Source organism: Fibrobacter sp. UBA7003 (genome assembly GCA_002449765.1).
Classification (GTDB): Bacteria; Fibrobacterota; Fibrobacteria; order Fibrobacterales; family Fibrobacteraceae; genus Fibrobacter.
On record DJXN01000015.1, the window covers coordinates 363,714 to 389,527 of the forward strand.

A 25,814-nucleotide genomic window follows, 5' to 3' on the forward strand; every position below is an offset into this window, starting at 1 on the left:
AGCCTCCTTGTTTTATAGTCCCATCCTACGGCCTTCGCGAGTATTTTTGCATTCTATTTCATGACGGAGGGCCTCCAGGATGCTGTCTGTGGTTACTTCGCTTTCTTCGTAGTATTTGAAGGTGTCATAAACAGCTTTGAAATCGCCCAGAGCGAGAGCCTTTAGGTCTCGTGCGGCTGTGGAGCATTCTACTTTCGGGAAGAATGCTTGCCACACCTTTTCGATTCCGTCGGGTTTTAGATAGTTGAATTTGAGTTTAAGCGCAAAGCGCCTGCGTGAGGCGGCATCCAAATTTTCATTGAAGTTGGTCGCCGCGATGAATATCCCCTTGAAGTTTTCCATCTGCGTCAGGAGTTCGTTCACTTGCGTCACTTCCCAACTGTGTTCAGAACCGGCGCGTTCGCTGAGCATACTATCGGCTTCATCCAAAAAGAGAATTGCTTTCTTTTCTTCTGCCTCGCGGAACATTTTGCGGATTTTCTTTTCTGTTTCACCCACATAGCAATCCAAGAGATCGCTCGCTTTCTTGACGATTAATTTGCGGTCCAGTGTTCTTGCAATGTGTTTTGCAAGTTCTGTTTTGCCCGTACCGGGAACACCATAGAACAATATGTTCAAAGACTCCGGACAATCCATCTCCTGCATGGTTTCCCATTTAGTGTTAAAAGACTGCACCACCTTCATAATACGGTTCATGTCTCCTTCGACATTCAATGCGTCAAGGATATATTTGGGCGCATGGCTTTCTTTATCGCGATTGGCGTATTCACAACTTAAAGAAAGTAAATTTGTTTGTGCTTCTGCGATGATACGGACTGCTTGTTCTGGCGGAATCTTACTGCCTGTCTCCTGCAATAATTTCGCTCCGGCAATAGCTTGGGTCACGCCACCGGCAGTAATGGGGTAGGTGTCGGCAAACTGTTGCACCGTCAAGGGTCCAAGTATTTTATCGGTGTTTTGCTCGCTAATGACGGACTGCCAAATCTGCAATCTTTTTTCAGAATCAAGCCTTTCGAATGCGATGGAGTAATCAAATCGACGAAGGGTACTATTTTCAATAAATCGGATGTCGTTTGAGATCCAAATAACGGGGACTTTTATTTGTTCTAGGAAAAAGTTGAGGGCACCCTTTTCGCAACAATTCAAAATTACATCGGCCTCATCCACCAAGAGAATGACACGCTTGTTTTGGTACTTGGTCGCCGCAAACATAATGCTTCCCAAGCGCTCCTGGATAGTTGAATCCTCCTTGCTTTCTCTATGAACGCCATCAATGCTGATATTGGTAAGAACCAGCGGACGTCGGAGTTCTTTTGCGATGGCCTTCGAAAGTTCAGTCTTACCGGTACCTTCGACTCCGTAGAAGAAAATATTGATTCCCTGATTCGGCTTTACATGTTTCAACAAGTCAAAGGCAACTTCTACTTTCGGGTTGTTGTTGCACAGTTTTTTATAGGGTACGTTATTGCCGTCGTAAATCTTGAAATAGAGCGAATCGAGGTCGTTTCCTGAGACCCCATCTAGGAACAACCCTATTCTCTTTGAAATTTCCAGGTCGTTATCGACAAGTCCCATCCGCTTGAGAGAAGACTTGTTGGAACATGCCTTTTCTATATCAAGTTCAGGATAAATGGATGCGAATACATCGACAAAAACGCAATCTCCGAATCTTCGCGAACCAATCATGTCACGGAGAGGCTCGCAAATGTCCTTTTTAAAGAAAATCCACGAGAATATCAGGATCTCCATTTCAACGGAATCTAGGTTGAATGCTTTCTGCACAATGTCAAGGCGCTTTAAGTATGGATCACAGATATTCTTTTGATGCTTGAGGATGTCCATAAGTTCCTTGATGATACCCTCGTAAAAAATCTTTTTGGCAGGGCCATTGAAGATATCTTCGCCAACAAGAGTGCTGTGGGTGACATATTTTATATCTTCGCTGGAGCCGCTATTCTTGATAGTGTCGCGAATTTTGCTGACGGCTCTTTTGCGGTTGCGATAGGATTCTGATTTACCTTCATCTTCTTCGATCCCGTAAAAGCATTCGTCGATTTTATTTCGTGGGGAACGTGATTTTGGGGCTTTGGTTTTGGACAGTCTGTCTTCTGCCTTGTTCAGGAGTTCAAAATGCGTTGTAATCCCCCTCAAAATTCGGGAAGCGTTTTCTATAGGGAATATGCCGATGCTGTCGTCTGCATCGGGATAGTTTTTGGAAATCCTCAGCATACGAATCCAGTATTCGTAGCCTTTGAGATTTACAAAATTGATGCCCAAAGATTTCTTTTCGGTCTTCTTTTGCAGGGATTTAAAAACGTCCTTAAAATATCCTTTTTTCATATTTTTGCTCCATATTTCGATTTATCCTCAAATTAGGTTTTTACTGCGACAAATAATGTCGTGATTAAAACGGTATTTTTAAAGAAAAAAAGCCCGCACATAGCGGGCATGGGTAGTTTAATCATTGCAGCTTTACTTTTTATCGCTAATGATTTCTGCGGTAGGTGCTGTCGAGGAAATACGAGAATTCGTGGAGTCTTTTGCGGAGGGCTATGGGCTTGATGACTTCGGCGCTGTCGGCGTACGAGAGCACCCAGCGGAACAAGAGTTCGTCGTTAACGGCCTTCATCGTGACGAGCAGTCGCCCGTCACACGTTTTCTCCACTTTCATAGAGCGTTGGAACGGCTTTTCCTCAAGGTAATGCTGCGCATGACTACTGAACACGATTTCTACGTCTTCGGCTTTCGGGTCTTGCGGCCCAAAAATTGCGGAACCGAGTCGCACACGCTTGCGCAACATTTCTAGCGTCTTTGGGTTGTCCTGAAAGGTTTCCTTGGTGAGTTCGACCTTCTGGATTCGGCGGAACTTGAGTGTGTAGGTTTCGCCGGGGTGCGACTGCGACTCGCAACCGATGTAGATTTCGCCCTGGTACAAAATGACCATCAGCGGAATTCGCATGCGAGGGATGTTACCAGTTTCGCTGATATAGGTGACGAGGATTTTGCGGCGTTCGTGAATCGCCCGCAGAATTACCTTGAGTTTTTCGCTGGAATCTTCCTCGAACATGGGAGGGGTTCCCGCAAAAAGAATTCGCGAATTCAGGTCTTGAGCGAGCTGTTCCACGGCCTTTTTTTCGTTCGAAGGCAGGCTTTTCTGGATTTTTTCGAGCAGATCCGTGACAGTCTCGCTTGCGGCGGGGTACATGTTCGCAATGCGCTGCAGAAACACGAAATGCAGCATGGTATTTTCGAAATTCGGAAACAGAAGGTTGTCTGCCGATTTTACGGCCGACTGGTAGCGAAAAGCGCGATGGTCGCTTATTATGCGGATATAGGCCCCCCCGTTGGCGGAAGTCAGTGTTTGCATGTCGCGTTGCACGTTGCGGCGCTCGTTTTCGGGGATTTCCAGAGCCGCCATCAGGTCGCTGATAGAATAGTTCCTGCTTGGATTCGAAATCAGGAGTGCGAATAATTGTAATACACGGTCTGCGCGGGTAATATCTGCCATAATAAACCTCTAAAAAGAAATTATATTATTATTGCGACAAATAATGTCGTTGTGTCCCTGTTTACTTCATTTTTTTTTCATGTAAAGCTGTATAATTGCGGAAGTCTAAACAAAAACGCCCCTGCTCAGAGCTACTTGAGCGGGGGCGCAATCGTTCCCAAAGAGACACAAGGAGGGAATTGGATTTTTGCTTCAACCAGACAAGCCCGGGTCTAAAAGCTATGGCAACAATTAGAATTAGACTTGTCTAACTAAAAGTTAGATAAATCTAACTGCAAAAACAAGGGCAAAAAAGTCAAAATAATGTAAATTTTCCGTTTCAAAGTTAGATTTGTCTAAAAAAGTATGGCTATTGTAATATTTTTAGCCTTGCCTAATTAGTTTTATTAAACTATATTAGCCTCGTCTAAATAAGGCTAGTTGATATGGACCATACAAAACTGACTCAAAGCTTAGAAGACTACTTGGAAATGGTGCACATGTTGCGCCTGGCGAACGGGCTTGCCCGCGTCAAGGATATTGCCGCGGCTCTCGGCGTGAAAATGCCATCGGTTGCAAAGGCCATGGTGGAACTCAAGAAGATGGGCCTTGTGAGGCAGGAACCCTACAGCGGCGTGGAACTCACCGAAGAGGGCGAACGCGTTGCCGCCATGATTTTGAACCGTCATATTCTTCTGAAGGGTTTCCTGATTAAGCTGGGCGTTTCCGAAGCGATTGCCGACAAGGATGCCTGCAGCATGGAACATATCCTTTCGGCGGAGACTCTCGGTAAGATTGAGGATTTTGTGAAGCCGACGGACGCGATTTCGTCGGCTAAAAAATTAAAACCCGCCGCGAAAAACGGCAAAAAAGCAGGTGAAAAGTAACATGAGCTGTAATTGTGGTTGCGGCGGAAAGTCGCAAACGAAAAAGTGGAGTACCGAGCCCAAGTTCTCGGAACTCAAGAAGGGCGACAAGGTAGAAATCGTCGGTTATAACGAAGGCGATTCCCGTTACAAGTCGAAGCTTCTGTCCATGGGCCTTGTGCGTGGCGTTCAAATGGAAGTCTTGCAGGTGGCCCCTCTCGGCGATCCGATTGAAGTAAGCGTATTGTCTTACAGGCTCTCGCTCCGTAAAGAAGAAGCCAATGTTCTCAAGTTAAGGAGGGTATAATGGCTGCCAGAAAACTTTTGACGATTGCAATTGCCGGTAACCCGAACTGCGGTAAGACGGCTCTCTTTAACGCCCTTACGGGTGCACGCCAGCATGTGGGTAACTGGCCTGGCGTGACGGTCGAAAAGAAGGAAGGTTACTTTGAACTGGGCGACCGCCAGATTCGCCTGGTGGACCTTCCGGGTACTTACGCTTTGTTCGCAAATGCCGAAGACGAACGCGCTGCTGTCGATTACTTGCTCAGCCGCGAAGCGAGCCTGATTATCAACATTGTCGATGCGACGAACCTGGAACGCAACCTGTTCCTTACGAGCCAGCTTGCCGACATGAAGATTCCGATGGTGATTGCCGTCAACATGATGGACATTGCCGAAAATCGCGGAATCCAGCTGGATCTCGACGAACTTTCTGATTTCTACGGCGTGCCGTGCATTCCGCTTTCTGCCGTGAGCGAAAAGAGCGTCACTAACTTTATTAGCCAGATGGGCCACGTGCTTGCGAGCCCGATGCCGCTCCCGAAGCAGATGGTTTACGGCGACAAGGTCGAAGAGGCCGTGAAGGTTTTGGAACCGAAGGTGGCTCCGGTCGCAAAGCTCTTGGATGCAGATGCTCGCTGGGTTTCGCTCATGTACTTGGGCAACCAGAAGAGCTATGCAGACAAATTCGCTGAAGCGGGCGTGAAGCTTGACAAGGCCGAAGTCGTGAAGATTCTGGGCGAAGAGCCGGAATTTGCGATGGCCGAAAACCGCTATTCCATTTCTCACGAGGTGGCGGGGAAGGCGATTGTTTCTGCGCGCGCCAAGAAGACTTTCTCGGACAAGCTTGACGCCGTTCTTTTGAACCGCTGGGCGGCTCTCCCGATTTTCCTGGTCATCATGTATCTGGTGTTCTGGATTGCGGTGACGATCGGTTCTGCGTTCATTGATTTCTTTGACGTGCTGTTCGGTGCGATTTTCGTGGATGGCCTCGGCTACCTGCTGGGCGATGTACTCGGCTGCCCCTCCTTTGTCACGGCTGTTCTCGCCGACGGTATCGGTGCCGGTATCCAGACGGTTTCGACCTTCATCCCGGTCATCTTCTTCATGTTCCTGTGCCTTTCGTTCTTGGAAGACTCGGGTTACATGGCCCGCGCGGCTTTCGTTGCAGACCGTTTCATGAGATTCCTCGGGCTCCCGGGTCGTGCCTTCGTGCCGATGATGGTGGGCTTCGGTTGCGGCGTGCCGGCCATTATGGGCACCCGCGTGCTGGAATCCAAGCGTGAACGCTTCCTCACCATCTTCTTGGTGCCGTTCATGAGCTGCGGCGCACGCCTCCCGGTGTATGCACTGTTTGCGGCGGCATTCTTCGGCAAGATGGCGGGCACAGTGGTGTTCCTGCTTTACCTCGCCGGTGTGCTGTTCGCCATCGCTTACGGTTTGTTCCTGAAGAGGTCGCTTTTCCAGGGCCAGGCCAGCAACTTTGTGATGGAACTTCCGCCGTATCACTTGCCCAAGTTCAAGTCCTTGATGATTCACTGCTGGCAGCGCCTGCGCGACTACATCTGGCGCGCCGGTAAGGTGATTACGCTTGCCGTTGCTGTGCTCGGGTTCCTCAACAGTTTTGGTATTGTGGAGAAGATGTATGTCGATGTTGACGGCAAGACGACCGAAATTGTCCAGGCCGAAGACGGTTACCAGATGGTCAAGGAAAATGAAGAAGGCGAGACTGAAAATGTTGCTCTCCCCGAAGGTTTCGTTGTTGACGAATCCAAGGTGGTGAAGTCAAACGAGTTCACTGCCGGTAACGGCGACTCCGAAAACAGCTTGCTTTCTATAATCGGTAAGGCCATTACGCCGGTATTCGAACCCTTCGGTGTCGAAAAAGAAAACTGGCCTGCATCCGTGTCGCTGTTCACTGGCCTGTTGGCCAAGGAAGCTGTTATCGGTACCATGAACTCCCTCTATTCCATGGTGGGGGAGAATGCCGATGCTCCTGCAGATGGTTCGACAAGCTCCGCAACCGATAAGGTCACTGAGCCTGCCGAAGTGACCGTCGCAAAGGAAAAGGCTGAAGAACCCGCACCGGAACAAGTTGCCGTTGCTGACTCTGCTGCTACAGATAGCGTGAAGGCTGATTCGACAGTCGCCGCTGCTGATTCCGCTGCAACTGATAGCGCTGTGGTTGCCGATAGTGCCGCAGCACCTGCTGAATCCGCAGAAGTTGTTGCCGAAGCCGCTCCTGCCGAAGAAAAGCCGCTTATCGCCGGCATTGATGAATGTCCCGTCGAAGAAGAGGAAGAAGGTGGCGCACCCGACATCAAGGGCGCCGTGCTCGAAGCTCTCGGCTCAATTCCTGCTAACCTCGCCGAAGTCTTCGGTTCGCTTACCGACCCGCTGGGAACCTCCGGCGAATTGGAAGGCCAGGAAGCCGCCGAACTCAAGAAGGAAACTCTGGACAAGATTACCAACGCCAAGGTGCTGACCTGCGAAGAATTCGCTGCCATCGAAACCTTCGGCGAAGAAGAGGAAGACGAAAAGACCCGCGAAGCTGTGTTCGCAAAGCTCGCTGCCGCCGGCCTCGAACTCTCCGAAGACGAAATGGGCGCTCTCGAAGAAGGCGACCTTTCTGAAACCGCCGACATCTACGCCAACCTCCGCTCTTACTTCCACAATCCGGACAAGAACGGTAACCCGGTGGATGGCTTTAGCTGGCAGGTGTTTGCGTTCCTCATCTTCATCTTGCTTTACGTGCCGTGCCTTGCCGCCATGGGCGTGGTTACCCGTGAAATCGGCCTCGGTCTCGCCATCCTGATGGCGACCGTGCAGACGATCCTTGCCTGGGCGATTGCTGTGCTCCTCTACCAGGTCCCCGTTGGCGGAAACATGACATGGATTGTCGCTGCCATCGTGGTGCTCGTGGGTACGGGAATCTTCCTCAAGCTCTTCGGCATGAAGGCGAATAAAGAAAAGCGTTTCGAAGACTAACCTTTGGAATCAAGAACAGGGCTGGTGGGCCCAAAACCTGCCAGCCCTTTATTAAAAATCTTGAATTAGATTAGTCTAATTTTTAAAACTAAACTAAAACCTCTTGGCACGCATTTTGCAACGTTAGTACACAGAAAGTGATAGCCAAGCGTTTTTGTAGCACTATTTGTAAAAAACCTGACGGAGTGTTACAAAAACAGAAAATTAATCCGTCAAGGGAGAAAAAAATGAAAAACCGTTTGACGTCTAATCTCTTGTTCGGCCTTGCAGCCGCCTCCGTGTTTGCGATGCCTGCATTCGCTCAGGAAGCCGCCCCTGCTGCCGAAGCCCCTGCTACAGCCCCCGTTGCTGAAGCTCCTGCCCAAGCTGCCCCGGCCCCTGCACAGGAAACCCCTGCCGCAGCACCTGCAGAACAGGCTGCTCCAGCTCCCGCCGCAGAACAGGCAAAGGCCGAAGAACCGGCTCCCGCTGAAGAAAAGGCTCCTGCCGAAAACACGAACCCCGGTGAAGTTGCTGCCGCTGCAGGTAACGCTCTCGATATGCTCAAGGCAAGCATGAGTGAAGCAACTTCTGCCGCCAACATGGAAGTTAAGTTCTCCGGCGAAGTCGAATTCGACGCCTATACGGGCGATGTCTTGAACGATGACGACCTGAACCATGAATACGCATCTACGTTCGACCTGAATGTGGAAGTGAAGTTCAACGAAAAGTGGTCTGCATTCGTGGGCCTCGAAGCCGATGGCGAGACGGATAGCCCCGCTGCGGTCTATAACGGCGCCTACGTTCAGTACCAGCCGGCCGATTTCTTCGCCGTCAAGCTGGGTGACCTGACCTTCTCGGAAGGCGCGTTCAATGCCTACTACGGCTACGATGATCCGGCCGACAATGCTGCGGGCATGAAGGAACACGATATTCGCGGTCTTGAAATTGACTTGGCGGGCCTTGTGCTCGGTTTCGGTTTTGGTCGTGGCGATAATGATTTTGCCGATGACGAAGGCGCAAAGGTCTACGACATTCACGCTGCCTACGATTTCGATATCGCCGGTCAGCACCTGCGTCCGTTCGTTGACTACAAGAGCTTCCAGACGGCTCAGCACAACGAATTCCATGCCGGTGTCGAGGCGGGCCTGAATATCGGTGGCTTTGGCTTTAGGGCCGTGTACGGCTTCCATGCCGATTACCTGGGTGACGACGGCGACGTGGTCGATGGTCAGGACTGGACTTCTACTGCCCACGCCTTCTTGGTCGAGCCGACTTTTGAAGTGGGTATGTTCGATATCAAGACGACCGCCTTCTATGCCATTGTCGATAGGGGCGATGCCGACGAAGATGCGAGCGACCTTGATAACGGCGAAATTCCGGAATACTTCTTCGTGTATGCCGAACCCGCCTTCAAGCTTGCCGAATTCATCAAGCTCGGCATTCCTGTAGAATACCACACCAATACAATGGATGATGACGATGATTCCGCCGCTACGTTCGATGTCGGTGCCCGTGCCTACATTACACCGGTGGAAAACCTCGAAATCACGGCCTTCGGCATGGTGGATATTCCCGTGCAGGATAACGAGGACGATACCGCGCTGCGCTTCGGTCTCGAAACCGTATTCAGCTTCTAATTACTTCATAGAATGCCCAATAAAGGGACTGTGGCTTTTGCCGCGGTCCTTTTTCTGTCTAAATGGAGTAGAAAAAAGCGCATCAAAAAACTCTATTTGGCGTGCATTTGTTTGCTATTGGAGACTTTTATGAGTAATGTAAGATCGACCGGAAAAAAAACATCGAATACGTTGGTCCGCGACCTGGTGAACGTGGGCGTTTTTGCGGCGCTTTATATCGTGCTTGGTTTTATGTCGTCGAGCATCGGCTACATTCCCGCCCTTATTGTTTTTTCGACCGCGAGCATTGCGCTTGTGACGAGTGTTCCCATGTTCCTGTTCTATTCGAAAATAGAAAGGCCGATCCTGTGCTGTATGCTTTTTTGCGGCATTTTCGGGGGAGCAATGCTGGTGATGGGCCAGAGCGTTATCATGTTTGCGATAAGCCTTGCAGTTGGGCTACTGTCGGGAACAATTCTGAAAATCATAGGGAAAAATTTTGCCGGCTTGTACATGGCAAACATTGTCTTGAGCCTAATGAGTTCTTCGATGATGCTTCCGCTTTGGCTTTATACCGAGAAATATCTGGAATATACCCGTGGCATGTGCGACGAAGGTTACGTTGCGAAGTTGGCGGAACTTTCTAACAGTATCTGGCCCCTGGTCGGAATTTACACCTTCGGCATCTTGGGTGCCGTTATCGGTGGACTTGTGGCCCGCCGCATCATGAAAAAGCATTTTGAACGGATTGGTCTTGCCCGGTGAAATTGGACCCTCGGACAAAACTGTTCTTAACGATTGCAGGGAACAGCATCATTCTTTCCGCACCAGTGATTTACGGCGCCATGATTGTTGTTTTGCCGGCGGTTTTATTGGTGCTTGAAAAAAGATGGCGTTTTTCCCTACTCTTTTCTTTCTTGTACGCAATATCTGCATTCAGTTTTGATTATTTAAAAACGATGGATGTCGGACTGGCGGGCACGCTGTTTGTCTCAACGATGATGCTTGTTTCGCATGTGATGCCGATAAGCGTTATTTTTTACTATGTCATGACGACCACCAAGGTGAACGAGTTCATGGCGGGAATGTCGAAGATGCACATTCCTAACAAAGTGACGATTCCCTTGGCGGTGATGATTCGCTTTTTCCCGACCGTATTCGATGAAGCCCGCGATATCGGGAATGCAATGCGCATGCGGGGCATTCGCCTGTTCAGCCTGCGGACATTAAAGAACCCGCTTGCCATTTTGGAATACAGACTTATTCCGCTGCTGGTGTCGCTCACGAAAATCGGTGACGAGCTTTCGGTGGCGGCGACGACGCGCGGACTTTCGCCAGAAACGAGACGTAGTTGCATTGTCAAAATCGGATTCCACGTTCAAGATGTTGTCGTGTTTGTTTATTGTTTGGCTGTTGTAGTTTTATTCTGTTCTTGGTCAGTCCCTTAATTGTCATTCCCGCGAAGGCGGGAATCTCCTTGCTTGTTAGAAATGACTATCACATTAAAAAACGTTTCCTTCTCCTACACGGAATCCCTTGACGATGCCGTCATCAAGAACTTGAATTTTGAAATCAAGTCTGGCGAATGCGTTGTGCTTGTGGGGGAGTCGGGTTGCGGAAAGACGACTATTTCTAAGCTGATCAACGGGCTTATTCCGCTTTATCAATCGGGAACGATGGCGGGCGACGTATTGCTCGGCGACAAGAATACCGCCGACATGACGCTTGCCGAAATTTCAAGACATGTGGACTCCGTTTTCCAAAATCCGCGTTCGCAGTTTTTCAACATCGATACCGACAGTGAAATCGCCTTTGGCTGCGAAAACTTGGGAATGGATCCGGAAGAAATCCGGGAACGCATGAATCGCGTCGTGAAGGATTTCCACATAGAACATTTGGCGGGCCGAAATATCTTCCACCTTTCTGGCGGAGAAAAGCAAAAAATCGCCTGCGCTTCGGTTTCTGCGATCGATCCGGAAATTTTCGTTCTCGACGAGCCCTCGGCTAATCTTGACTTGAAAACCGTCGCGGACCTCGCTGAAATCATCAAGTTCTGGAAATCTCGTGGCAAGACCGTCATTATCGTGGAACACCGCATCCATTACCTGCGCGACATTGCCGACAGAATTTGTTACGTAAAAGACGGACAAATTCAAGACGAATGGACTCCAGCGGAACTCGAGGCGAAAGGCCCGGAATATGCGGCAAGCCTCGGACTGCGCTGCATGAATTTGGAACAGCTTAAGAATAAGGCCCCTGAGCTTGCCGAAGGGCCGAAACGTTCGAAGGAGCCTGCGAAGCAATCTCTTAAAGAGTCATTGCTCTTCAACAACCTCCATTTCGCCTACAACCGCAAATTCCTGGTTCTAGACATTCCGGAACTTTCGCTCCCGCGCAATCAAATCACCGCCATCATCGGCCATAACGGGGCGGGCAAATCAACGCTGGCCCAGGTGCTGTGCGGGCTCCGCGGAACTTGGCGACAAAAGCGCAAGGCCCGCAAATACGGCGCGTACCTGATTATGCAGGACGTGAACCACCAGCTGTTTACGGAAAGCGTCCTTGACGAAATCTTGCTGGGCATGAATTCGCAAGATGAAAACGCCGCCCTTGAAATCCTTGAAAGGCTTAACCTGAAAGATTATGCTAGCTGCCACCCGATGGCGCTTTCGGGCGGCCAAAAGCAACGCGTGGCTATCGGCAGCGGCGTTTCTAGCGGTCGCGAAATTGTCGTATTCGACGAACCCACCAGCGGCTTGGATTACAAGCAGATGCTTGCCGTGTCGGCAACTCTCCAAAAACTTGCTGCAAGCGGAAAAACGTTGCTCGTGATTACGCACGATCCTGAATTCATTCTAAATTGTTGCCAGTCCGTGATTCGCATGGAACACGGAAAAATCGCAGAACAGTACCTGCTGCAAGGCAATCAGGAAAAGCTAATTGATGCTATGCTGAATGCATAGCGGATTTTGTTTGGCCTAATTGGAGTAGAGTTAGTTTGTACGATTTTTTATCGTATTGGTATGATTAAAGCAAAAATACTCATTGCCGCGACCTTGGTCGCACTTCTTTCTGCCACATCCGCTAACGCCTGCCTTGCCGCCTGCAAAGAAAAGAAACGTGATGAGGCCTACAGTAGACCCCTTACGACATCGGCTTTGCAGACCCTTGTTGATAATTCCCTGACGCAAAAGTCGGTTGATCCGGAACTTGGTGCGCCTTATACGGTTTACCCGATTGAGGTGAAACCCTACGACAAGGTTTTCCATTCGACGTTAATCGAATATCCCTTCGGAAGTTCGCCGCGTGCGGTTGCGATGACTTCTAGCCCACGTGGAATTATCTTGTACGTACACGGATACAACGATTACTTTTTCCAAGAAGAATTGGCCGAAAAGTCCGATTCTGCCGGGTTCGCGTTCTTTGCGATAGACTTGCATTACAACGGCCGTTCGTACCGCGCTGGGGAACCGCGTTCCGACATGCGGAGCGTCAAGGAATACTATGCCGAATTGGATGCCGCTGTGGCGCTCAGTAAAAAGATTGCTGGGAATTCCATTTCGAGCAATCTGCCGTTTGTCATTATCGCGCATTCCAATGGTGGCTTGATTACGCCGAATTACCTGAATGAGCGCAATAGCGAAGATTTTGCGGCGTTTGTCTTGAACAGCCCCTTCCTCGACTACAAAAACAGCTGGTTTGTCCGTAATGTGGCATTCCCCGTTCTTTCGGACGTTGCGCTCCTCATGCCCGATGCTCCGGCACCAAAACAGGAATCCCCCAAGTACAATATGTCTCTTTTGAAAACAGAAAGGGGAGAATGGGAATTCAACACGGAATTAAAGAGCGCCGAATGGCCGCAGCAATACTTCGGTTTCCTTCGCGCGACCACAAGGGGAATCAAGTGGATCCATAACGGGATGCAAATCAAGTCTCCCATACTTATGATGCGTAGCGGATGCACGGTCAACAACGTTAAATGGGAAGAAGACTACATGCGCTGCGATTGCTTGCTCGATGTGAATCTCCTGGAAAAATGGGCTCCCAAGCTAGGGCCTGATGTTACGACAGTGACTGTTGAAGATGGAATGCACGACGTATTCCTTTCCCGTAAGGAAGTTCGCGATTTCGCTTACCGCACGATGTTCGAATTCCTCGACGATGCGGTGGCCCGTAAAAATGTGGTAGTCGCTTATAACTATATTTTGCCTCGGTAGAGGTAAGTATGAACATTTGGAACGTTTTCGCACCGGTTTATGAATTTTCGATGCGCACGCAGAAGAATATCTATGATTTTCTGTATGCGCGGATTGCCGAAGTCGCCAAGGGCAAAGATGTTCTTGAACTGGCAACGGGCCCTGGGATGATTGCGCGGCATATTGCGCCTGCCGCAAAGTCCGTGGTGGCAACGGATTTTGCGCCAAAAATGATTGAAACCGCACTCAAGGCGAAGAATCCAGACAACCTGAGTTTCGAAGTTGCAGACGCGACTTCGTTACGCTTTGCGGACAATTCCTTCGACATTGTCGTGATTGCAAACGCACTCCACATTATACCGAATCCGGAAAAGGCGCTTGAAGAAATTCGTCGCGTCTTAAAGGATGGCGGCTTGCTGATTGCCCCGAATTTCTTTTTCCGCGAAGGCGGCAAGAAGAACTTGTGGCAAAAATTCCTGAGCCTTGTCGGCATCCGCTTCGCACACGAATGGACCGAAAAAGAATACAAGGCCTTCTTGGAATCGAACGGCTGGAAAATCAAAATGGACCGCGTTATCGAAGGCCGAATTGATTTGATTTATGTAGAGTGCATCCTTGGCATCCAGGTCCCCTTGATACATTCCAATAATTCCGGCGGCGTTTCGAATTTGCGAGACACTGTCGCATGATGGATATTTTTTACCCGTTCCGCAAGGATTTCAAAAGTTGTGTTAATCGCCGTCTTGCTTTTTAAGATTGTCGCAAGCATATAGAGGCCTTTTTCTGTGAAAGCGTAGGGTAAAGATCTGCTTTTGGCCGAATAATTTGTGGACGAAATTTTCGTCCGCAAAATTTCAACTTCATCCTTTGACAACTGGAACATATATGTCGAGGGAAACTTGTCAGGATTGTTCCTGACCGCCTCATTGATTCGCTTTGTCTCTACACCATATAACAAAGCGACATCGGCATCCGAAATGATTTTATGATTTCGAACGGATGCAATTCGGTCTGCCACATTGCGCATTAAAATCGAAAACGTGTTTTCGTTATTCATCTTCTACTCCTTCCGCCTACAAGCAAAAAAAGGCGGGGTACGTTGTCACCTTGTAATGCCTAGCTTTCTTTTTCTGCCTGAATTTTCTGCGATTCCTTCAACACTTCTTGCAGCGTGAAATCTTCCTGCGTAAAGAAGAAGGTGTTCTTGCCCAAATCCTTGAGCGAAGCCCCGAAGTGGTAGGCCGTATCGTCTATGAACAAGAATCGGTCATGCATTCCGTAACTTGGCAAGACTTGCATCGGGCTGTCAGGATATTGTTCGTTGTAAGTGGCTAGGTCCATTTCAAGGACTTTGCTTTTGTCATAGGTGTAGATTGTCACGGAAACGCCTTTTTCCCGCTTGAGCATCATGGCCAGAGTCTTCTCGGTCACGTACCTGTCGACAAGTACGATTCTTTTCTTTGCCTGGCGAATCAAGTCGCAGACAAATACATAGGCATCGAACTCCTGGTTGTTGTAAAATAAGCCCTTGGTTTTGAGCTCGCCACGGTCCATCGCCTCGAAAAGTTCGTCAAATTTTCGGTCATGATCAAGCAGATGTTCGTCATGATCGGTCAAGCGGCTGTCCTGTTCCAAATCCTTTGCTTCTACATTTGAAAGACGGTTGATAAGACCGCCGTTACCCATCATAAGGTGCCGCAATTGCACGAAAGCATCCATTATAGCGAGAGACACCTTAATTGCCGTTTTGGTACGCAAAACAGCTGAAAGCATTGCCACTCCTTGCTCGGTAAAGGCAAACGGCATCTTACGCAAGCCCATTTTCTCAGAATTGGACATCACAATTTGTGATTTCCAATTTGAAAATTCCAGTTCTGTCAATTGAAAACAGTTCCTTTCCGGGAACCTTTCCATATTTCGTTTGACGGCCTGATTTATGGCCCTAGTTTCCACCCCGTAAAGCGCCGCCAAATCGCGATCAAGCAACACCTGCTTGCCACGAATGACCAGAATCATCTTTTCTACGCCCGATTCCTCCAGCAGGTTCGGAACAGCAATCTCTTTTTCATTCATCTTCTACTCCAATCCGCCTACAAGCAAAAAAAAGGCGGGGTAAAGTGTTCTCGATACAAATATACATTCCTCGGATGTCACATTATGACAATTGGCGGTTTTCGCGGAAATTTTGGCAATTTTGAGGAAAATTGACCCCTGCAGGCGGTTGAATTCTGCGTTTTTACGCTTTTTTCTCGCCTTCCGGGCGTGGCGTCACCTTTTGACAGCGGAATAATCTATATTTCCTTGCAAATAGAGTTTTCTCTTGTTCTCTACTTGAAACTTCGACAATTTCTGCGACGAGAACAAGACGAACGCTCACGTCTGCGGCCGGCCCGTGCCTGTCGCATCGTTTTGCTACATGGTCTATTGTTTAAATAGCAGTTTGCCTGTATGCAAGCGGCCTTTTGGGGCGTGAGTTGTTTGTGTTTATTCGTTGCGGGCAGTCGAAGGCCTCAAGTAGGTAAACGCATTCAACTTCACGCCTTTTTTATTTCCGAAAAAGACTGAAGAAGTGCAGAACAGGGGTGGACTCGCTGAGTTTTGCTCTTGTCCTCTACTTGGAACTTCGACACTTTCAGCAACGAGAATAAGACAATGACTCGCCACAGCCCGTGGATTGCACGGGCGTAGTGTACCCTGGGCGTACTGTATCCGCTCGGGTTTTGCGGGTATATTGTATTCTTTTGAAAATGTCGCGCTTTTAGGCGAGGAGTGAGTCGGCTCCCCGCCGTTTCTTTTTGTCCGTACCCTAGCCAAACGAATCGGCCAGAACCGCTCCCGCGAGAGTGAACTCGTTCACTTTCAACACGGAGCGCACGTATATGGCCAATATTTCGAAGTTGCATCGGGACGACTTACTTGACAAAATTTCTCAGATTCGCAAATTCATTGAAAAATCTAGCCGTGATGAAAATTCGGCCAACCTGCTTCGTTACTTAAACGAAATCGCAAAGGATGTGAAGGGCAAGAAATATGGTCTTGTTTTTGAAGAACACCGCGAAGCGATTGATGAAGAATTGGAATCGCATATCCCTGTTTTGGTCGAAGAAGAAAAGTTATTCGTTGATAATGGCGGTGAACAGAACTTCTTGATTGAAGGTGATAACCTTGCTGCGTTGAAGTTGTTGGAGAAAACTCACAAAGGAAAGATTGACGTTATCTATATTGATCCGCCATATAATACGGGAAAAACCTTCATCTATAATGATCATATAATTGGTGATGATGATGCATTTAAACATAGTAAATACGCATCCTTTATTAGTGAAAGAATTTCAATAGCCAAAAAACTTCTTTCCCCCAATGGCATCATGTTTATTTCTGTTGATGACAAAGAGCAAAGTACAATGAGGCTTGTGTGTGATGAGATCTTTTCAGAATCTCACTTTCTGACAACGATTGGGTGGGAAAAAAGAACAAAATGTCAGAATACTAAAACGGCAAAAAAAATGTTGCAACCGAAGGTCGAATACATTTTGGTTTACAAAAATACAAGCAAAAGAATCGAATTTAATTGCCATGTGATAGGACAAAAAGATTATCCCGAAAAAGATGAAGCCGGAATTTATCGAATTGAAGAAATTGGACAGATGGGAAAAAGTGGAGTACGTGGAAGAGCAAGTATGATTTTTCCGATTCTGGGTATATCTCCAAATGAAGGAAATCAGTGGAAACTTGGTAAAGATACGATTTTAGAATTAATCGAGAGAAAAGATATTTTTAAGAAAAATGGGAAAGTATATAGAAAAGTTCGACCTGGTGATGAATCTTTTGATAGTATAAAGCCGTTCTGGTCGTTATTCTTTGCAGAACAATTTGGAACAGCTGAGTCTGCCAAAAGGGAACTTGACGCAATATTGAATAAAAAAGACCATGGCTTTGAAACTGTTAAACCAACGCAAATGATTGAAGAATTGATTTTCCAAGCGTCAAATGATAATTCTACAATATTAGATTTTTTTGTAGGTAGCGGAACAACAGCCCAATCTGTTCTAGAAGCAAATGTGGATTATGGTGGAAAGAGAAAGTTTATTGTTTGTACGAATAATGAAAATAATATCTGCCGAGATATCACATATCAGCGTCTGAAAACGGTTATCACAGGGAAAAGAAAAGATAAATCAAAATATTCTGATGGTCTTCCTGGTTCTCTCAAGTATTTCCGCATAGACTATGTTCCCATCTCCGAAAAAGTTTACTATGAATATGCCGATGAATTGCTTCTGCATATCCGTGAATTGGTGGAACTTGAAAACGGAATCAATCTAAACAACAACACCGAAATTGCCATCATTCTCACCGATGAAGAAATGGCTGAATTTGTCAAAAATAAGAAAAAGAACCTTGACATAAAGAAGGTTTACTACGGCCACAATGTCTTGCTTTCTGGCGCACAGGCCGAGTTTATGAAAGAACGCAACATCAAGCTCAATGTCATCCCTGACTATTACTATCAGGAACTTGAAAAGTAGGAGGGCTTATTATGGAACTTAAGAATTTTCAATACGAAACGGTTCTCAAACTCAAAGACGCTATGAACACTTCTGTGCAAAATGTCGTCTTGAAAAGTCCTACCGGTAGTGGTAAGACTTTGATGCTGACCTACTTTATGAACGACTTTTGTCGAAGTTTCCCCAAAACTGTTTTTGTCTGGCTCACTCCTGGCAAGGGCAATTTGGAAGAACAGAGCAAAAAGAAAATGGATATGTATTTCCCAAACACTAATACAAAACTTATTGGCGATGTGATGACAGCGGGGTTCGAAGAAAACGACTGTTGCTTTATCAACTGGGAAATGCTTACCAAAAGCGGCAACAATGCTCTAAAAGAGGGTGAACGCAAGAATTTCAAGGAACATGTTGAAACTGCTCGTGAAAATGGTTTAATCTTCAAGGTGATTGTTGATGAAAGTCATCAGAACGACAGCATCAAGGCTAAAGAAATTATAGACCTGTTCGGAGCCGATAAAATCATTCGCGCGTCTGCGACTCCAAAAAACGTGACAGACGCGATGCTAATAGAAGTGAAAGAAGAAGATGTTATTGCAGAAGGTCTTATCAAGAAACTTCTTATCGTAAACGAGGATATTCAACAAAAGGAAAATGTCAAAAATATAACGGAATTTCTTCTTGAAAAAGCTATTGAGAAACAGAAAGCATTGAGAAGTGAATTTTTGAAAATACATGCCTACATCAATCCATTGATTGTTGTGCAAATTCCTAATAAAGACGATATTTCTCTTGATCAGGTTGAACGTTTTTTTGAAAACAAACAAATATCTTATGAAAATGGAATGCTTGCAGTATGGCTTAGCGATAAAAAAGAAAATCTCGACGGTATTGAAAATCTAAATGCCACTCCAATTGCAGTCATCATCAAGCAAGCGATTGCTACGGGATGGGATTGTCCTAGGGCACATATACTTGTCAAATTGCGCGAGCATATGAATGATACATTTGAAATCCAGACTATCGGAAGGATTCGCCGTATGCCAGAAGCAAAACATTACGAAAACGACTTACTTGATAACTGTTATCTATACACCTTTGATGAAAAATTCACAGAAGAAGCTCGGAGAGAACTTGGCGAAGGTGCACTAAATGCTGCGAAATTGTATCTCAAACCAGAATTTAGGAACTTTACGCTGAAAGGCGAATACAAGACTGATTTGGAAAATGTTCCTCGTGACGGAAGGCTTGCGATAGAAGCAATCGCGGAACATTTCCAGAAGATATACAAGGTTAGTAAAAGTGTTAAAGAGAATCTGAAAATTCTTGAAGCTCATGGATATGCTTTTAGCGAGAATATCGTAAAGCATACAGTGTCAGGTGAAGTCCGCCTTACGCAAAAATCTGATTTTGACAAACTTAATAAATTAGACTACATCACGAAATTGGATACTCACGAACACGGTCGTATGTTCCATCATGAACTTTCGAATATCGGCTTGAAAATAGGCTTGCCGTATGACCAGATGAATCTCATTGTCCGCCGCTTGTTTGGGAAAGAAAGCTCGTTTTCCAAGAAAATCTTGTCTCTCGAAATTAAACAGTTGTACGCTTTTGTTCTTAACAATAGCGATAAATTGAGATTTGACATTGTAGATTCAATGTCCGATTATCTTACACAAATTCAAATGCCGAATCCAGAAAAAATCACAACATTTGATTTTATAATTCCTCGGGATTTCTTATTTACTTACGATGGAAAGGCAAAAACACCCAAAACGAGTAAAAAGAATGTGTATGAAGGCTATTTGAATTCTGCAGCACCGCGCTCTGCACCCGAAAAACTATTTGAAAAACATTTGGAAAAAAGTAATTCTGTTAAGTGGTTCTATAAAAATGGGGATAAGGGTAGCGAATATTTCTCTATCGTCTACAAGGACAACTTTGGAAAACTGAAGTCGTTTTATCCTGACTACATTATCGGAACGACTGATGGCGAAACATGGATAATAGAAACCAAGGGTGGTTTCAATGCTTCAGGTGACAGCGAGGATATTGACAGGTTCTCAAAGTTCAAGTTCGAGGCTTTGAAAAAATATTTGACAAAGCGTAATCTCAAGGGTGGATTTGTTCGTCAAAACAAAAATGATATGGAACTTTACATCTGTATTGAGAATTATTCCGACGATATCGATAGTGACGATTGGGAATTGCTGGAAGATGTATTAGGATAATCTGCATCTTACTTTTTTTAGAAAGACATTTAAATGGAAAAGTCCTGCGTTTTTTCGCGGGACTTTTGTGTAAAAAGGATCCTCGCCTTCGCAGGGATGACATCGAGCGACATATACAACGCCTTTATAATGCCATACTGTGCGGATGCTGGGAAATGGGATGAGATTGCCGCGGTCGCGGAGCTCCCTCGCAATGACGTTTATGCAATGAAACGCGTCGGCTACATCTATGGTGACTGAAAAGACCGTGGTCAAGATTACCACAAAATCCACTGCATTCTCCTTGACATGAAATCTGTCATGCGGAACTACGCAAACAACCCCGCTGCGCAAAGCGAACTTGTAAAGCTAATTTCTCATTAGAAAATTTCTTTTTTTCAAAAAAATATTGACTAAATATAGCAAATATGCTATAGTTTCAAAACTGAAGCAATACAGAGAACTTGTCAATCAGGGAGTTATGCAATGAAAAAGAATCAAGTCATCGATTTTATGTCTTCGCTCGAAAATGAAGACAAAGGTCTGGATTTGTTCGCCAAGACATACGAGGCGCTGTCGGCCTTCCTGACGGATTTTGATTTCCTGAAAGATTCCTTGGGGATCACGCAGCAAGATGTCGCCGACAAGATGGGCACGACGCAAAGCGCTATCTCGCGTATTGCGTCCTTGAAAACGAACCCTTCGTACAAGCAGCTGCTGAAAATGTCGGAGGCCGTCGGCGGCGAACTATACGTAACTCCGATGAAGAGCATGACCGTCCAGGTTCCTTACGACTTGCAAGAAACAGTACGAAAGTTGGCGACCGAGACTAGCTCAAGTCCTAACGATTTTCTTACAAGCATTCTGCGCAACGCAATAGAACTAGAACGCGCGAACTACATGAACAAAACGCTTGCCTTGAACTGCGTTGGTGAACGCAAGGCCGCATACAGGGCAAAAAAAAAGAACTCGCAGGGGTAATCGGCGATTAAATTCCTCATCAGTGTGTTGAGATTTTCTCTAGGTCCTTGATGTTGTGGCTGTGACCGTGCTTTGCATCGGAGAAGACATGGTTGTGCAAATGGGAATGCGTAACAACGTGTGTATGGGTTATGCCGCCATGCGTGTGCGTGAAAATATGCTGATGCATGTGCGCATGCGAGCAGACAAGCGTATCGTAAACCACAAAAATGGTTCCGGCGATCATGACCAGGAACGCCACGATGTATTGCAACGTGATTTTTTCGTTCAAGAGCACGACAGAAAAAAGAACGCCGATAAAGGGCGCGAATGCGTAAAAGGCGCTAGTCTTTGCGGCTCCCAGGTAATGTTGCGCGCGGATGTAGGTGAAAATGCTCAGACCGTAAGCCACAAAGCCGAGCAGCAGGGCGAGCGGGATGTATTTTACGGCAAAATGCATTTCGCCTGTGGTAAGCGAAACGACGATGGAGCCGATTCCGGAACAGAGGCCTTTTATGGTCACAATCTGGTATGTGCTTTTGTCCGAAATTTTGCGGGTGCAGTTGTTTTCTAGCCCCCAGCAGATGGTCGCGCCGAGAACGAAGATGGAGCCGATCGAAAATTTGAATCCGTCGGCATTTTCAAACGAGAGAATGAAACTGGATGTCGTTATAAATAAAATGGCAATCCACAAACGCGTAGACACCTTTTCTCTAAAGATGAATAGCGCAATCAGCGCTGTCGCGACGATTTCGAAGTTACCGAGCAGGGAGGCGTTGCTGGACGTTCCGTACTTGACACCGAACATGAGCAATATGGGCGCTGCGATATCGAGCAGGACCATGCCCAGCGTGTAGGGGAAATCTTTTTTGCAGAGCCGTTCTGATTGGGGCTCGCGCCTGATATGGAACAGGAAGAGAATGCCGATGCCGAGCCCCGCGCCAATATAGAGCAGCCCCGCCATGAATACAGGCGAAATGTGGGCCAACAGCATTTTGGAGCAGGGGACATTCAGTGCATAAAATGCGGCCGCCGCTATCGCATAACCAATCGCAATGCCATTCTTGTTCATGATTTAATGTAGAATTTTATGATGGAGCGCGTCCAAACGAGTCGCCTGCGAAAGGAACTCGCCGCCGGCCCCCATCATCACGCCGGGAGCGGCAATATTCATTACAGTTTCCAGCTGACGGCTTCGCGGCGGGAATCGATGAATCGGGCGTAGATTCCGCCGTTCTTCACGAGTTCTTCGTGTTTGCCCTGTTCTGCGATGCGGCCCTTGTCCAAGACGATAATCTGGTCGGCGTGGCGCACGGTTTTTAAGCGGTGCGCGATCATGATGACGGTCTTTTCGCGGGTCAGCTCCTGAATGGCAAGCATCAAGTCGCGTTCGTTTTCGGGGTCCACGTTCGCGGTCGCTTCGTCCAGAATGATGACCGGGGAATCCTTCATGATGGCGCGTGCAATCGAGATGCGCTGGCGTTCACCGCCGCTGAGGCTTGCGCCGCCTTCGCCGATGACCGTATTGTAACCGTCGGGGAGCTTTTCAATAAAGTCGTGGCAGCAGGCTTTCTTGGCGGCTTCTACGACTTGCTCGTGCGTGGCGCTCGGATTCCCGAACTTGATGTTGTTTTCAATCGTATCGCGGAACAGATACACGTTCTGGAATACGAAACTGAAATTCTTCATGAGGCTGTCCATGCTGTAATCTTGCACGCGGCGGCCGCCCAATGTCACCGAACCAGCGTTTACGTCCCAGAAGCGAGAGAGCAAATGGCAAAGCGTCGTCTTGCCCGAACCGCTTGGGCCCACGATAGCCGTGGTCGTCTTTTCGGGAATGGAAAGCGTCACGTTGTCAATGATTTTGCGTTTGTCGTAGGCAAAATCGATGCTTTCGGCCTTGATGTCGTGATTGGCGGGGGCAATATCTTCGCCATCGATGTCCATGGTGGGCTTGTTCAAGATATCGTTTGCGCGGTTGACCGAGATGTCGACGGCACGGAGGAGCGCCGCGTAGCTACCGCCCAGCTCCAGGGCCGCAAAGAGCATAAAGGAGCACACTAGCATGACAGCGCAGTTGGCAAGTTCCATGCTGCCGTTCAGGTAGAAATGAATCGAGAAAATCATGATGGCAACGCCCGTGAGCTTGGCGACAAAAGTCTGCAAGTTCGAAAGCGGAACGCACTTGAGTTCCATGCCGATATTGGCGCTGGTGTTCCTGTCAATGATTTCGTTCAGTTCCTTGGAACGCTTGCCGGTCATGTTGTAGGCTTTGACTTCGGCGATTCCCTGGATGTATTCAAGAACCTTTTCGACTACCTTGCTGTCGGATTCCACTTTTTCGTGAGAAACGGCGCGGACGTTCATGCGCATGAGCGTGTTGATGAACTGGAAAATCGCAAAACCGATGGTCGCGACAATCGCAATTCGCCAATCGAAGAAGGCAATCATCACGATGATGAGAATGGTGTCGAGAATGCCCTGCGTGACCATCATGACAACGCGGGTAGCCACATCGCCAAGCTGTTCCATGGTGTTGGTGGTGACGGAGGTGATGTAACCGAGGCTGTTCTTGTTGAAGTAGCCCATGGGCAGGTAGCGCAGGTGTTCGACGATTTCGATGCGCTTGGAGGCGCAAGTGCGGTAGCCGCCTTCGGTTTGCCACATGCTCATGACGCGCTTGGTGACGGTTGCTCCGATAAGGCTTGCCACCATGATTCCAAGCGAAAGCCGGACGGTGTCCATGGTAAACGGCGCGATTCCCTGCACATGGCGAATGACGCCCTGCAACATGACAGCCATGGCACCGATGCGGAGCGCCATGAAGAAGGAATTGAAAATTCCTACGATGATAGAGCCGTAGAACTTGTGGCGGTTTTCTGCATTGCAGAAATTGAAGAACTTGATGAGAGTATCGAACATTTATGCATCCTCCTCGGAATCCTTGGCACTGATGTGGGCCTGCCACATGGACTTGTAGAGGCCGCCCTTTTCGAGCAGTTCCTGGTGCGTGCCGCAGCTGTCGATGTTGCCATCCTTGATGACGTAGAGCTTGTCGGCGTCCTTGACCGTCGAAAGGCGATGTGCGATGACGATGAGCGTCTTGCCTTGCACGAGTTTTGCCACGGATTTCTGGATGATGGCTTCGTTTTCGGGGTCGGTATAGGCGGTCGCTTCGTCCAGAATGACGATGGGGGCGTTTTTCATCATCGCGCGGGCGATGGCGATGCGCTGGCGCTCGCCACCGGAGAGGTGGGCGCCCGAGCCACCGACAATCGTGTCGAAACCGTTTTCAAGACTCATGATAAATTCGTAGCAGCCGCTTTGGCGCGCCACCTCTTCGACTTCGGCATCCGATGCCGAAGGCCGCCCGAGCCGAATGTTTTCGCGGACAGACATATCAAAGAGGAAATTATCCTGCGAAACGTATGCGATGCGGCGGTTGTATTCTTCGAGCGAAAGGTCCCTGATGTTCACGCCTCCGATTTCGATGTCGCCGCTGTCAACATCCCACAGCGAGGCAATAAGGCGAGCTATCGTCGATTTGCCCGAACCGCTCGGGCCCACGAATGCGGTAAAACTCCCTTCGGGGAGAACCATGTTGATGCCGTGGAGAATCTCCTTCTTTTCTTCGCCTTCGATTCCCTTATGATAGCTGAATCGCACATCTTTCAATGTGATGGAATTGTCGGCGGGTTTACGCTTGTCTGTCGCGGGTCGCGCAAGTTCCTTCATTTCGAGCACCGAGCCGACTTCGCCGAAAATGACGCCCGCCTTGCTGATGTCGTCACTGTAACTCATGATGGTGAGGAGCGGCATCATGATACTCACCGAAACGATGATGACGGTGATAAAATCGACGGCCGTAATGGAGCCGTTGTAATAGAAGTAACCGCCAAACGGCAACACCGTCAATAGTGTGGCAGGAGCGACCGTGATGGCAAGGGAATGCGGCCAAATGCAGCGACGCATCCATTCGACAAAACAGTCACTCCCTTCTTTTGCGGCTACTACAAATTTGTCGTAAGAAGACTTTGACTTGCCGAACGCCTTGATGACTTCGATGCCGTTGATGTATTCAACCGCGGTGTCGTTCAAGGCCTTCGTTTTCTGGATAGAATTGTCGAACCACTTTTGCGCTCCGGCAAACATGACGGCCATAGCGGCCATACCAATCGGGAGCGTCCCGAGAGAGGCAAGCCCCATGCGCCAATCGATATGGAAAAGGTAGACGAACATGAGCACGGGGAGAATCAAGTTCGAAGTAAATTCCGGGACTACGTGCGCAAGCGTCGTTTCCATGCTGTCGATGCGTTCTACCAAGATGTTCTTGAGTGCGCCCGAAGGCATGTCGAGAACAGATCCCAGCGGCACACGCGATAGCTTGTCGCAAAGATCCTTGCGGATGTTTCCAAGCACGTTGAAAGTCGCCACATGCGAAAGCGTCGTCGAAATGCTGTGGAACAGGACATTCCCGAACCAGAATGCCGCAATAATCAGGCATTCCTTAAGGTAAACATCCCAGTCGCGCACGCCCGAAAGCAGTTCGCGTACGATATTTGCGATAATGATATAAGGGGCAATTCCACAAGCGACGCGCAAGAGCGCGAAGAAGATGCTTGCGATGTAGTATTTTTTCTTGTTTTTGGCAAACAGGAAAATCCAAGAGAGCAGAGATTTCTTTTTCATAGCTTTTCCTCCCAAAAGGGCTGAACCAAA

19 protein-coding genes are annotated in these 25,814 nt (G+C 47.9%); 12 read left to right on the plus strand and 7 right to left on the minus strand.

What is annotated here, in order from left to right; all coding sequences use genetic code 11:
* Positions 1 to 12 precede the first annotated feature (12 nt).
* Both B2952_RS13665 and B2952_RS13670 read right to left on the minus strand, forming a co-directional pair.
* Positions 13 to 2,340 (minus strand): AAA family ATPase, encoded by a 2,328-nt coding sequence (locus B2952_RS13665; protein WP_290733694.1) that lies wholly within the window; start codon positions 2,338 to 2,340, stop codon positions 13 to 15.
* A 145-nt stretch (positions 2,341 to 2,485) separates the two neighbouring features.
* A complete protein-coding gene (locus tag B2952_RS13670; protein WP_290733696.1) occupies positions 2,486 to 3,508 on the minus strand; it encodes a helix-turn-helix transcriptional regulator in 1,023 nt (340 codons plus the stop codon).
* A 425-nt stretch (positions 3,509 to 3,933) separates the two neighbouring features.
* Between B2952_RS13670 and B2952_RS13675 the strand changes: the two genes are divergently transcribed.
* The 9 genes from B2952_RS13675 to B2952_RS13715 all read left to right on the plus strand — a co-directional run bounded on the left by B2952_RS13675 (position 3,934) and on the right by B2952_RS13715 (position 14,106).
* The gene (locus B2952_RS13675; protein WP_072799375.1) at positions 3,934 to 4,374 is read left to right on the plus strand and encodes a metal-dependent transcriptional regulator; all 441 of its coding nucleotides are present in this window, start codon (positions 3,934 to 3,936) and stop codon (positions 4,372 to 4,374) included.
* Position 4,375: 1 nt separating this feature from the next.
* Positions 4,376 to 4,660 (plus strand): FeoA family protein, encoded by a 285-nt coding sequence (locus B2952_RS13680; protein ID WP_290733699.1) that lies wholly within the window; start codon positions 4,376 to 4,378, stop codon positions 4,658 to 4,660.
* The gene (gene feoB / locus B2952_RS13685; protein ID WP_290733701.1) at positions 4,660 to 7,623 is read left to right on the plus strand and encodes a ferrous iron transport protein B; all 2,964 of its coding nucleotides are present in this window, start codon (positions 4,660 to 4,662) and stop codon (positions 7,621 to 7,623) included. Before B2952_RS13680 ends, feoB begins: the two co-directional genes overlap by 1 nt.
* A gap of 227 nt (positions 7,624 to 7,850) precedes the next feature.
* Positions 7,851 to 9,242, plus strand: coding sequence for a hypothetical protein (locus tag B2952_RS13690; protein WP_290733703.1), 1,392 nt, complete (start codon positions 7,851 to 7,853; stop codon positions 9,240 to 9,242).
* 129 nt (positions 9,243 to 9,371) lie between these two features.
* Entirely contained in the window at positions 9,372 to 9,986 is a 615-nt protein-coding gene (locus tag B2952_RS13695) for an MptD family putative ECF transporter S component (protein WP_290733705.1), read from the plus strand.
* Positions 9,983 to 10,669 carry an energy-coupling factor transporter transmembrane component T gene (locus tag B2952_RS13700; protein WP_290724057.1) on the plus strand — a complete coding sequence of 229 codons (687 nt, stop codon included), beginning with the start codon at positions 9,983 to 9,985 and terminating at the stop codon, positions 10,667 to 10,669. Before B2952_RS13695 ends, B2952_RS13700 begins: the two co-directional genes overlap by 4 nt.
* 42 nt (positions 10,670 to 10,711) lie before the next feature.
* Positions 10,712 to 12,184 carry an ABC transporter ATP-binding protein gene (locus B2952_RS13705; protein ID WP_290733707.1) on the plus strand — a complete coding sequence of 491 codons (1,473 nt, stop codon included), beginning with the start codon at positions 10,712 to 10,714 and terminating at the stop codon, positions 12,182 to 12,184.
* 60 nt (positions 12,185 to 12,244) lie between these two features.
* Positions 12,245 to 13,438 (plus strand): alpha/beta hydrolase, encoded by a 1,194-nt coding sequence (locus B2952_RS13710; protein WP_290733709.1) that lies wholly within the window; start codon positions 12,245 to 12,247, stop codon positions 13,436 to 13,438.
* Between the two features lie 8 nt (positions 13,439 to 13,446).
* Positions 13,447 to 14,106 (plus strand): class I SAM-dependent methyltransferase, encoded by a 660-nt coding sequence (locus B2952_RS13715; protein WP_290733711.1) that lies wholly within the window; start codon positions 13,447 to 13,449, stop codon positions 14,104 to 14,106.
* Here B2952_RS13715 and B2952_RS14180 read toward each other — a convergent pair.
* Together B2952_RS14180 and B2952_RS13720 are read right to left on the minus strand one after the other, a co-directional pair.
* Positions 14,016 to 14,474, minus strand: coding sequence for an ORF6N domain-containing protein (locus tag B2952_RS14180; RefSeq protein ID WP_349679813.1), 459 nt, complete (start codon positions 14,472 to 14,474; stop codon positions 14,016 to 14,018). The two genes, B2952_RS13715 and B2952_RS14180, sit on opposite strands and share 91 nt — an antisense overlap.
* 59 nt (positions 14,475 to 14,533) lie before the next feature.
* Positions 14,534 to 15,490 (minus strand): ORF6N domain-containing protein, encoded by a 957-nt coding sequence (locus tag B2952_RS13720; RefSeq protein WP_290733712.1) that lies wholly within the window; start codon positions 15,488 to 15,490, stop codon positions 14,534 to 14,536.
* Between the two features lie 806 nt (positions 15,491 to 16,296).
* Here B2952_RS13720 and B2952_RS13725 point away from each other — a divergent pair.
* The 3 genes from B2952_RS13725 (at position 16,297) to B2952_RS13735 (ending at position 21,116) form a co-directional block, all read left to right on the plus strand.
* Positions 16,297 to 17,946, plus strand: a complete 1,650-nt coding sequence (locus B2952_RS13725; RefSeq protein ID WP_290733714.1) for a site-specific DNA-methyltransferase — start codon at positions 16,297 to 16,299, stop codon at positions 17,944 to 17,946.
* Positions 17,947 to 17,957: 11 nt separating this feature from the next.
* The gene (locus B2952_RS13730; RefSeq protein ID WP_290733716.1) at positions 17,958 to 20,156 is read left to right on the plus strand and encodes a DEAD/DEAH box helicase; all 2,199 of its coding nucleotides are present in this window, start codon (positions 17,958 to 17,960) and stop codon (positions 20,154 to 20,156) included.
* 465 nt (positions 20,157 to 20,621) lie between these two features.
* A complete protein-coding gene (locus B2952_RS13735) occupies positions 20,622 to 21,116 on the plus strand; it encodes a helix-turn-helix domain-containing protein (protein WP_290733718.1) in 495 nt (164 codons plus the stop codon).
* A 19-nt stretch (positions 21,117 to 21,135) separates the two neighbouring features.
* On the opposite strand, the gene B2952_RS13740 is transcribed toward B2952_RS13735, so the two are convergent.
* The 3 genes from B2952_RS13740 to B2952_RS13750 all read right to left on the minus strand — a co-directional run bounded on the left by B2952_RS13740 (position 21,136) and on the right by B2952_RS13750 (position 25,784).
* Complete coding sequence (locus B2952_RS13740) at positions 21,136 to 22,167, minus strand: DMT family transporter (RefSeq protein WP_290733719.1); 1,032 nt, start codon at positions 22,165 to 22,167, stop codon at positions 21,136 to 21,138.
* Positions 22,168 to 22,268: 101 nt separating this feature from the next.
* Positions 22,269 to 24,017: an ABC transporter ATP-binding protein gene (locus B2952_RS13745; RefSeq protein ID WP_290733720.1), complete on the minus strand. Its 1,749-nt coding sequence runs from the start codon at positions 24,015 to 24,017 to the stop codon at positions 22,269 to 22,271.
* Positions 24,018 to 25,784, minus strand: coding sequence for an ABC transporter ATP-binding protein (locus B2952_RS13750; RefSeq protein WP_290733721.1), 1,767 nt, complete (start codon positions 25,782 to 25,784; stop codon positions 24,018 to 24,020).
* Positions 25,785 to 25,814: the final 30 nt, after the last annotated feature.